This window comes from Rhizobium sp. AN80A, assembly GCF_030053015.1.
Classification (GTDB): Bacteria; Pseudomonadota; Alphaproteobacteria; order Rhizobiales; family Rhizobiaceae; genus Rhizobium; species Rhizobium metallidurans.
The window spans coordinates 3,271,611-3,280,000 of the sequence record NZ_JASJPX010000003.1; the positions used below are offsets into that span (position 1 = coordinate 3,271,611).

General features: G+C 63.9%; 5 protein-coding genes and 1 pseudogene (1 of these 6 only partly in view). 5 read left to right on the plus strand and 1 reads right to left on the minus strand.

The annotated features are described in order from the left end of the window. The first annotated feature begins 103 nt into the window (after window positions 1-103). The 5 genes from rocF (at window position 104) to clpB (ending at window position 6,615) form a co-directional block, all read left to right on the plus strand. Complete coding sequence (rocF, locus tag P3R82_RS27760) at window positions 104-1,039, plus strand: arginase (protein WP_283196087.1); 936 nt, start codon at window positions 104-106, stop codon at window positions 1,037-1,039. An 18-nt stretch (window positions 1,040-1,057) separates the two neighbouring features. Further along, window positions 1,058-2,257, plus strand: coding sequence for an ornithine--oxo-acid transaminase (rocD, locus tag P3R82_RS27765; RefSeq protein ID WP_283196088.1), 1,200 nt, complete (start codon window positions 1,058-1,060; stop codon window positions 2,255-2,257). Window positions 2,258-2,322: 65 nt separating this feature from the next. After that, the gene (locus P3R82_RS27770) at window positions 2,323-3,096 is read left to right on the plus strand and encodes a glycerophosphodiester phosphodiesterase (RefSeq protein ID WP_283196089.1); all 774 of its coding nucleotides are present in this window, start codon (window positions 2,323-2,325) and stop codon (window positions 3,094-3,096) included. Between the two features lie 150 nt (window positions 3,097-3,246). After that, window positions 3,247-3,726 carry a chemotaxis protein CheW gene (locus tag P3R82_RS27775; RefSeq protein WP_018901593.1) on the plus strand — a complete coding sequence of 160 codons (480 nt, stop codon included), beginning with the start codon at window positions 3,247-3,249 and terminating at the stop codon, window positions 3,724-3,726. 291 nt (window positions 3,727-4,017) lie between these two features. Further along, on the plus strand, window positions 4,018-6,615 hold the full coding sequence (clpB, locus tag P3R82_RS27780; RefSeq protein WP_283196090.1) for an ATP-dependent chaperone ClpB: 2,598 nt from the start codon (window positions 4,018-4,020) through the stop codon (window positions 6,613-6,615). 271 nt (window positions 6,616-6,886) lie between these two features. Here the strand turns inward: clpB and P3R82_RS27785 are convergent. Continuing rightward, a pseudogene (locus P3R82_RS27785) lies at window positions 6,887-8,390 on the minus strand (M23 family metallopeptidase) (it continues 438 nt past the right edge of the window).

An 8,390-nucleotide genomic window follows, 5' to 3' on the forward strand; every position in this document is an offset into this window, starting at 1 on the left:
CTTGGCAAACTGTCAATTCATGCTGTGAAACTGGCACTTTTTCATCTTTTTGTCGCCGTGGCGATGTCGGATATTCAATCGAAGCAGTGAGCAGGAGAGACAAATGCAGGCACAGTCGCGATCGGTCACCCTTATCGGTGCGCCTTTGGAAGAGGGCTCCGGCCGCAGGGGGGCCGCTATGGGGCCGACGGCGCTGAGAATCGCCGGTGTCGACCGGGCCTTGATCGATCTCGGCCATGATGTCGCTGATGCCGGAGACGTGCAGATCGTGCCGGCCCGCGACCTGCCGACCAATCCGAAGGCGCATAATCTGCGCACCGTCGGCGCATTCACGCGGGCGCTCGAAGCCGGCGTTTACGAGATCGCCGATGCCGGCCGTTTCCCGCTCATTCTCGGCGGCGACCACAGCCTGTCCATGGGCACGGTATCGGGCATGGCGCGCTATGCCGCCAAGCAGAAGCGGCCGCTTTTCGTGCTCTGGCTCGACGCGCATTCCGATTTCAACACGCCGGAGACATCGCCGTCGGGCAATATTCACGGCATGCCCGTCGCCTATTATTGCGGCCAGGCCGATCTCTCCGACATCCTGCCGCGCGACCGGCCGCTGGTCGATCCGAAGAATGTCTTCCAGGTCGGCATACGCTCGGTCGATGCGCCCGAGCGCGAGTTGATCAAGGAGCACGGCGTCAACGTCTTCGACATGCGCTCGATCGACGAGCAGGGGGTGGCGGCGATCATGCGCGACATTCTCGCCAAGGTCGAAGCGGCGAACGCGCTGTTTCATGTCAGCCTCGACGTCGATTTCCTCGATCCTGACGTCGCGCCCGGCGTCGGCACGACGGTGCCCGGCGGAGCGACCTTCCGCGAGGCGCATCTGATCATGGAGATGCTCTGCGACAGCGGGCTCGTCTCCTCTCTCGATCTGGTCGAACTGAACCCGTTTCTCGACGATCGCGGCAAGAGCGCCCGCGTTCTCGTCGAGCTGACGGCAAGCCTGTTCGGCCGCCGCATCTTCGACCGCCCGACCCGCGCCGCATAACAAACAAAGGGGACGACCATGAGCACTTTAGCCAGATTGATCGATACCGAGCAGCGCCTTGGCGCCCATAACTACAAGCCGCTGGACGTGGTCCTGACGCGCGGCGAGGGCGTTTACGTCTGGGATACGGATGGCAAGCGCTATCTCGATTGCCTGTCGGCCTATTCGGCCGTCAACCAGGGGCACTGCCACCCGAAGATCCTCGCCGCCATGGTCGAGCAGGCGGGCAAGCTGACGCTGACCTCGCGCGCTTTCCGCAACGACCAGCTGGCGCATCTCTACGAGGAGCTCGCGGCGCTGACTGGATCGCACAAGATCCTGCCGATGAACTCCGGCGCGGAGGCTGTCGAGACGGCGATCAAGGCTGTGCGCAAATGGGGATATGAGGTGAAGGGCGTGCCGGAGGGCAAGGCCGAGATCATCGTCTGCGCCGACAATTTCCACGGCCGGACGCTGAGCATCATCAGCTTCTCCACCGATCCGGATGCGCGCTCAGGCTTTGGCCCCTATACGCCGGGCTTCCGCACCGTTCCCTTCGGGGACGCGGAAGCTTTCGCGGCGGCGATCAACGAGAACACGGTGGCAGCGCTGATCGAGCCGATCCAGGGCGAGGCGGGCGTCATCATCCCTCAGCCGGGCTATTTCAGAAAAGTGCGCCAGCTCTGCACCGACAACAAGGTGACGCTCATCCTCGACGAGATTCAGACCGGGCTCGGGCGCACCGGCAAGCTGCTGGCCGAGGAGCATGAAGGCATCGAGGCAGACGTGACGCTGATCGGCAAGGCGCTTTCGGGCGGCTTCTATCCGGTTTCGGCGGTGCTTTCGAATTCCGAGGTGCTGGGCGTGCTGAAGCCCGGCCAGCACGGCTCTACCTTCGGCGGCAATCCGCTTGCCTGCGCCGTGGCGCGCGCAGCGCTGAAGGTGCTGACGGAAGAAGACATGATCGGCAATGCCGAGCGCATGGGCGACTATTTCCTCGAAGGTCTGCGGTCGATCCGCTCGAACATCGTGAAGGAGGTGCGCGGGCGCGGGTTGATGATGGCGATCGAGCTGGTGCCGGAAGCCGGCGGCGCGCGGCAATATTGCTACGCGCTCAAGGACCTCGGCCTTCTCGCCAAGGACACCCACGAAAACACCATCCGCCTGGCGCCGCCGCTCGTGATCACCAAGGATCAGGTGGAGTGGGCTGTGGAGCAGATCGAGAAGACCATCGTCTGAGGCTTGCGGTCTCCTCGCGGCGCGGGCAACGTGCCGACACCATGCTGTTCACTCACGGAGCCCAGATGCACGATCCATGGCGACAGGCCATCGGCGGGCCGTCCGCTAGGCCGCTTGTCGTCGCCCATCGCGGTGGCGCCGCGCTGGCGGCTGAAAACACGCTCGCGGCTCTTAGCGCCGCCGAGGCCGAGGGCGCGCATGCAATCGAAACCGATGTACGCCAGACGCGCGACGGTGTTCTCGTCTGCGTCCACGATGCGGATCTGAGCCGGCTTTGCGGCGATCCGCGTCACGTGGCCGATCTCGACCTGCCGGTGCTGCGCCAGCTCTTGCCCGAGGTCATGACGCTGCGGGACGTCGTTGCCGCTTCCGGCAAGCTCGGCCTCTTGCTGGATTTCAAGCTTGCCGATGAAGCCGCCCTGGTACGGGTGATGGAGGACATCGTGCGTTCGGGCGCGGCGCGGCGCGTACTGCTCGGCCTCAGAAGTCTGCCGCTGATACGCGCGGCCCGATCGCGCACGCCTGAGATCGACATCCTGGCGTTTCTCGACAGTCCCGATCTTGTCGAGCAGGCCGCGGCCGCTGGCGCAAGATGGTACCGGCTCTGGCAGGGCTGGGCGACGGAGGAGATCGTTGCCGCTGTTCGTCGCGCCAATCTGCGGCTTGCCGTGATGGTCGGCCAGCCCCGGTCGGTCGCGCTTCCGGAATATCCGCCTTTTCCTGTTGGGGAGGTGGATCAGGACGGGCTTTCGCGGATCGCGGCAATCGGGCCGGACGCGATCCTGCTGGACGATCCGCGCCTGTTTCAAGCGGGCAAAAAATCCTGCCCGCCGGTTTAGATTTGGGAAACACTCTTTCATTAATGTCCCGCATTAACCGTGACGTTACTCTCGATTTCGAGAGAACTGGCGGCTTGAAGGCAAAGTGCATCGGCGCCAATGGTGGCGTTGTTGCTTCTGCCCTGGCTTTCGACAGTTGGGACAATTTTAATGACGACGATCAATTCTCCGAGCTTCAGTGGCGATACGCTTGAGATCATTGCCTTCCGCCTCCACGATCAGGAATTCTGCGTGAAGACGACGACCATCCGCGAAATCCGCGGCTGGGCGCCTTCGACGCCGATCCCGCATTCGCCGGCCGACGTCATCGGCGTCATGAACCTGCGCGGCTCGGTCATTCCGATCATCGACCTCGCCTTCAAGCTCGGCATGAAGAGCACCGTCGCCAACGAGCGCAGCGCCATCGTCGTCGCCGAAGTCCACAACATGGTCATCGGCATGCTGGTCGACCGGGTCTCCGACATCCTGACGATTTCGTCGAGCCAGGTGCAGCCGGTTCCCGAGGTCACCGCATCCTTCGACCGCGCCTTCTGCGAAGGCATCATCGCTTCCGAAAACGGCATGATCTGCTTCCTGAACCTCGCCAAGATGTTCAAGGAAAACGAGACCGACGATCTGGTCGCCGCGTAAGCGCCATTTGATACAATCCGATCCCGCCCCGCCCGAGCAGTCCTCCGGCGGGGCGATCTCGTTTCGGCCCCTCGGTGGTTGCCCGCCGGCCGGCTGCGGCTTGCTCGCAAGCGTGGTTTTTTGGGCGCGCCACCTCTTTAAACTCTCGCGGCTTCCCACCATATCCTGAGCAAGTTCTTCGCCTCGGTTTCGACCGCCGGCGGGGAGACATCAGCTCGCCTCTTGAGGGAGCTCAATCTCAGTCATCGGCCTGTGCCTTATGAGGGCAGGGCGATTCAAGGAGGTCCATTCATGAATATCGAAAAATACTCCGAGCGGGTGCGCGGTTTCATCCAGTCGGCGCAGACTTATGCGCTGGCCCAGGGTCACCAGCAGTTCTCGCCCGAGCATGTGCTGAAAGTGCTGCTCGACGACGACCAGGGCATGGCCGCGTCCCTCATCGAGCGCGCCGGCGGCGACGCCAAGGCCGCCCGCCTTGCCAATGATGCCGCCCTTGCCAAGCTGCCGAAGGTCTCCGGCGGCAACGGCCAGATCTATCTCGCCGCACCGCTCGCCAAGGTTCTCTCGACCGCCGAGGAGGCATCGAAGAAGGCCGGCGACAGCTTCGTCACGGTCGAGCGTCTGTTGCAGGCGCTGGCGATGGAATCGTCCACCGCGATCACGCTGAAGAATGCCGGCGTGACGGCGGTGACGCTCAACCAGGTCATCAACGACATCCGCAAGGGCCGCACGGCCGATAGCGCCAATGCCGAACAGGGCTTCGACGCGCTGAAGAAATTCGCCCGCGACCTGACGGCGGAAGCCCGCGATGGCCGGCTCGATCCCGTGATCGGCCGCGACGACGAAATCCGCCGCACCATCCAGGTGCTCTCGCGCCGCACCAAGAACAACCCCGTTCTCATCGGTGAACCCGGCGTCGGCAAGACGGCGATCGCCGAAGGCCTGGCGCTGCGCATCGTCAATGGTGATGTGCCGGAAAGCCTCAAGGACAAGAAGCTGATGGCGCTCGACATGGGCGCGCTGATTGCCGGCGCGAAATATCGCGGCGAATTCGAAGAGCGCCTGAAGAGCGTGCTCAACGAGGTGCAGGCCGAAAACGGCGAGATCATCCTGTTCATCGACGAGATGCATACGCTCGTCGGTGCCGGCAAGGGTGATGGCGCTATGGATGCCTCCAACCTTCTGAAGCCGGCGCTTGCGCGCGGCGAGCTGCATTGCGTCGGCGCGACCACGCTCGACGAATATCGCAAGCATGTCGAGAAGGACCCGGCGCTCGCCCGTCGTTTCCAGCCGATCGTCGTCGAAGAGCCGACGGTCGAGGACACGATCTCTATCCTGCGCGGCCTGAAGGAGAAGTACGAGCAGCACCACAAGGTCCGCATCTCGGATTCGTCGCTTGTGGCGGCCGCCACGTTGTCGAACCGCTACATCACCGACCGCTTTCTCCCCGATAAGGCGATCGACCTGATGGACGAGGCGGCGGCGCGCCTGCGCATGCAGGTCGATTCCAAGCCCGAAGAGCTCGACGAACTCGATCGCCGTATCATGCAGCTGAAGATCGAGCGCGAAGCGCTGAAGAAGGAAACGGACGTTGCTTCCGCTGATCGTCTGGTGCGGCTCGAGACCGAGCTCACCGATCTGGAAGAGAGCGCGGACGCGCTGACGGCCCGCTGGCAGGCGGAAAAGCAGAAGCTCGGCCTGGCCGCCGACCTGAAGAAGGAGCTCGACGATGCCCGCAACGATCTGGCGATCGCGCAGCGCAAGGGCGAATTCCAGCGTGCCGGCGAGCTGACCTACGGCGTCATTCCGGAGCTTGAAAAGAAGCTTTCGGAAGCCGAAGCGCAGGACAATGATCGCAGCGCCATGGTGCAGGAGGTCGTGACCCCCGACAACATCGCGCATGTCGTCTCCCGCTGGACCGGCATTCCGGTCGAGAAGATGCTGGAAGGCGACCGCGAGAAGCTGCTGCGGATGGAAGACGAGCTGGCGAAGTCGGTGATCGGCCAGGGTGACGCGGTTCAGGCCGTGTCGCGGGCGGTGCGCCGCGCGCGCGCCGGCCTGCAGGATCCGAACCGGCCGCTCGGCTCGTTCATCTTCCTCGGCCCGACCGGCGTCGGCAAGACGGAGCTTACCAAGGCATTGGCCCGCTTCCTCTTCGACGACGAGACGGCGATGGTGCGCATGGACATGTCCGAGTACATGGAGAAGCACTCCGTGGCCCGGATGATCGGCGCTCCTCCCGGCTATGTCGGCTATGAGGAAGGCGGTTCGCTGACGGAAGCGGTGCGTCGCCGGCCCTATCAGGTCGTGCTGTTCGACGAGATCGAAAAGGCGCATCCCGATGTCTTCAACGTGCTGCTGCAGGTGCTCGACGACGGCCGCCTGACCGATGGTCAGGGCCGCACCGTCGACTTCCGCAACACGATGATCATCATGACGTCGAACCTCGGCGCCGAATATCTGACGCAGCTGAAGGATGGCGACGACAGCGATCTGGTGCGCGAGCAGGTGATGGAGATGGTGCGCGGCCACTTCCGGCCGGAGTTCCTGAACCGCATCGACGAGATCATCCTCTTCCACCGCCTGAAGCGGGACGAGATGGGCGCGATCGTCGACATCCAGCTGCAGCGGCTGGTGAAGCTTTTGGCCGAGCGCAAGATCACGATCGAGCTCGACGACGAGGCCACGCACTGGCTCGCCAACAAGGGCTACGATCCTGTTTACGGAGCGCGGCCGCTGAAGCGGGTGATCCAGAAGTACGTCCAGGACCCGCTGGCCGAGCAGATCCTCGGCGGGCAGGTGCCCGACGGTTCGACGGTGAAGATCACCGGCGGGACGGATCGGCTGCTGTTTCGGACGAAGAACGCCGGTGTCAGCGAAGCGGCGTAAGCGGACTGGCGTGTGAGACAAGAAAACGGCGGCTTCGGCTGCCGTTTTTGTGTTGGGTAGGGTGATCGCTTTGCGTCAAAACCCCTCCCCAACCCCTCCCCACAAGGGGGAGGGGCTTGCAGGGCGCGATGCTTTGCTTGAACAGCAACCTATCAACAGCCGCGGGCGCCAGAATGGGGCAGGTCGAATGCCACGAGTTAGCCCCTCCCCCTTGTGGGGAGGGGTTGGGGAGGGGCCTTTAGACACAGCTCTCTGGAGGCCGAGGCGAAAACTACTTGCTCGCCACCTGCGGCGACGGCTGGTTACCCAACAGCGTATCAATCCGCTTGCGCTCGTCCTCGAACTTGACGAGCGTCGGGCCGGCGAGCGATTTGCCGCCGGGCAGGCGCACGCGCAGCGGGTCGACCTTGGTGCCATTGACGATCATCTCGTAATGCAGGTGCGGACCGGTCGATTCGCCGGTCGTGCCGACCCAGCCGATCACCTGGCCCTGGCGCACCTTGGAACCCGCGACCACGCCCTTGGCGATGGCGTTCTGGTGGTTGTAGGAGGATTCGTAGCCGTTGGCGTGGCGCACGATCGTCTGGTTGCCGTAGCCGCCACTGTCCCAGCCGGCCTTTTCCACCGTGCCGTTGCCGACGGCGATGATCGGCGTGCCGCGCGGGGCTGCCCAGTCGACGCCGGTATGCATGCGGGCAAAGCCCAGGATCGGGTGGCGGCGCATGCCGAAGCCGGAGCGGAAGCTGCCATTCGGGACCGGATTGCGCAGCAGGAACTGGCGAATGCTCTTGCCGTCCTGGTCGAAATAATCGACCGTGCCGTCGTCGGGATCCTGGAAGCGGTAGAAGCGCGTCTGGGTGTCGCCGAAGCGGGCGTTGACATAGAGCAGTTCGGACTGGTCGGTCGCCTGGCCGCTGGCATCGGCCACCGAGAAGAAGGCCTCCAGCGTATCGGTCGGGCGCAGCTCCGCCTGAAAATCGACGCTGCTGGCGAGAAGCTTGATGATCAGCCCCGTCATGTCCTTGGTCATGCCATAGGACAGCGCGGCGCGATAAATGCCGTCATAGACGCGCGGCAGGTTCTGGTTCGACGGCGCGGTCATGGCGCTGTCGTCGAAAGCGGTCGCGACCGCGTCGAGTCTCGGCGGTTCGCTGCCGGCGACATAGTGATCCTTGTCGTCGAGCGAAACGGTGACGACATGCCTGGAGCCGCGATAGACGCTGGCGCGGATGATCTTCGCCTGCTCGCCCTTCTGCAGGATACCGATGCGCAGCACGTCGCCTTTCGACAGGTTCTCCGAACCGAGCATCGGCGACAGGTACGTGGAAAGGCCCTTTGCCTGCGGCTCGGGATAGCCCGGATCCATCATCGCCTTGACGATCGGCATATCCTCGCGAACCGGCACGATGTCGTCGGCGAATTCCTCGGTCTGCGGCGTGATCGATTCCGGCGCCGAGACCGTCATGTTCTGCTCGAGCACGCGCGCCGTGAGGCCGGATGCCAGATCGACGTCGTTGTCGTCGGCCGAAAAGCGCTGCGGATCGACATAGTAGAGGGCCGCGACCTGCGAGACGCCGTCGGTGAGGACGGATCCGTTGGAGCGGACGTTTTCCTCGACCTCGTCGAGCGACATGCCGGCGGCGACCTTGAGGCCGGAGCCCGATGTCGGATAGGCCGCGGTCTTCAGGCTGACTTCGGATCTCGACGTCGGAACCGTAGATCTGGCCGGTGCGGACGCCGGGCTGTGGTTCCGGCTCGTCGGCCGAGAAGATCGA

What these genes read in the sequence shown, in the direction of transcription:
- rocF (WP_283196087.1), top strand. Translation starts at nt 104, where the DNA reads ATGCAGGCACAGTCGCGATCGGTCACCCTTATCGGTGCGCCTTTGGAA.
- rocD (WP_283196088.1), top strand. Translation starts at nt 1,058, where the DNA reads ATGAGCACTTTAGCCAGATTGATCGATACCGAGCAGCGCCTTGGCGCC.
- P3R82_RS27770 (WP_283196089.1), top strand. Translation starts at nt 2,323, where the DNA reads ATGCACGATCCATGGCGACAGGCCATCGGCGGGCCGTCCGCTAGGCCG.
- P3R82_RS27775 (WP_018901593.1), top strand. Translation starts at nt 3,247, where the DNA reads ATGACGACGATCAATTCTCCGAGCTTCAGTGGCGATACGCTTGAGATC.
- clpB (WP_283196090.1), top strand. Translation starts at nt 4,018, where the DNA reads ATGAATATCGAAAAATACTCCGAGCGGGTGCGCGGTTTCATCCAGTCG.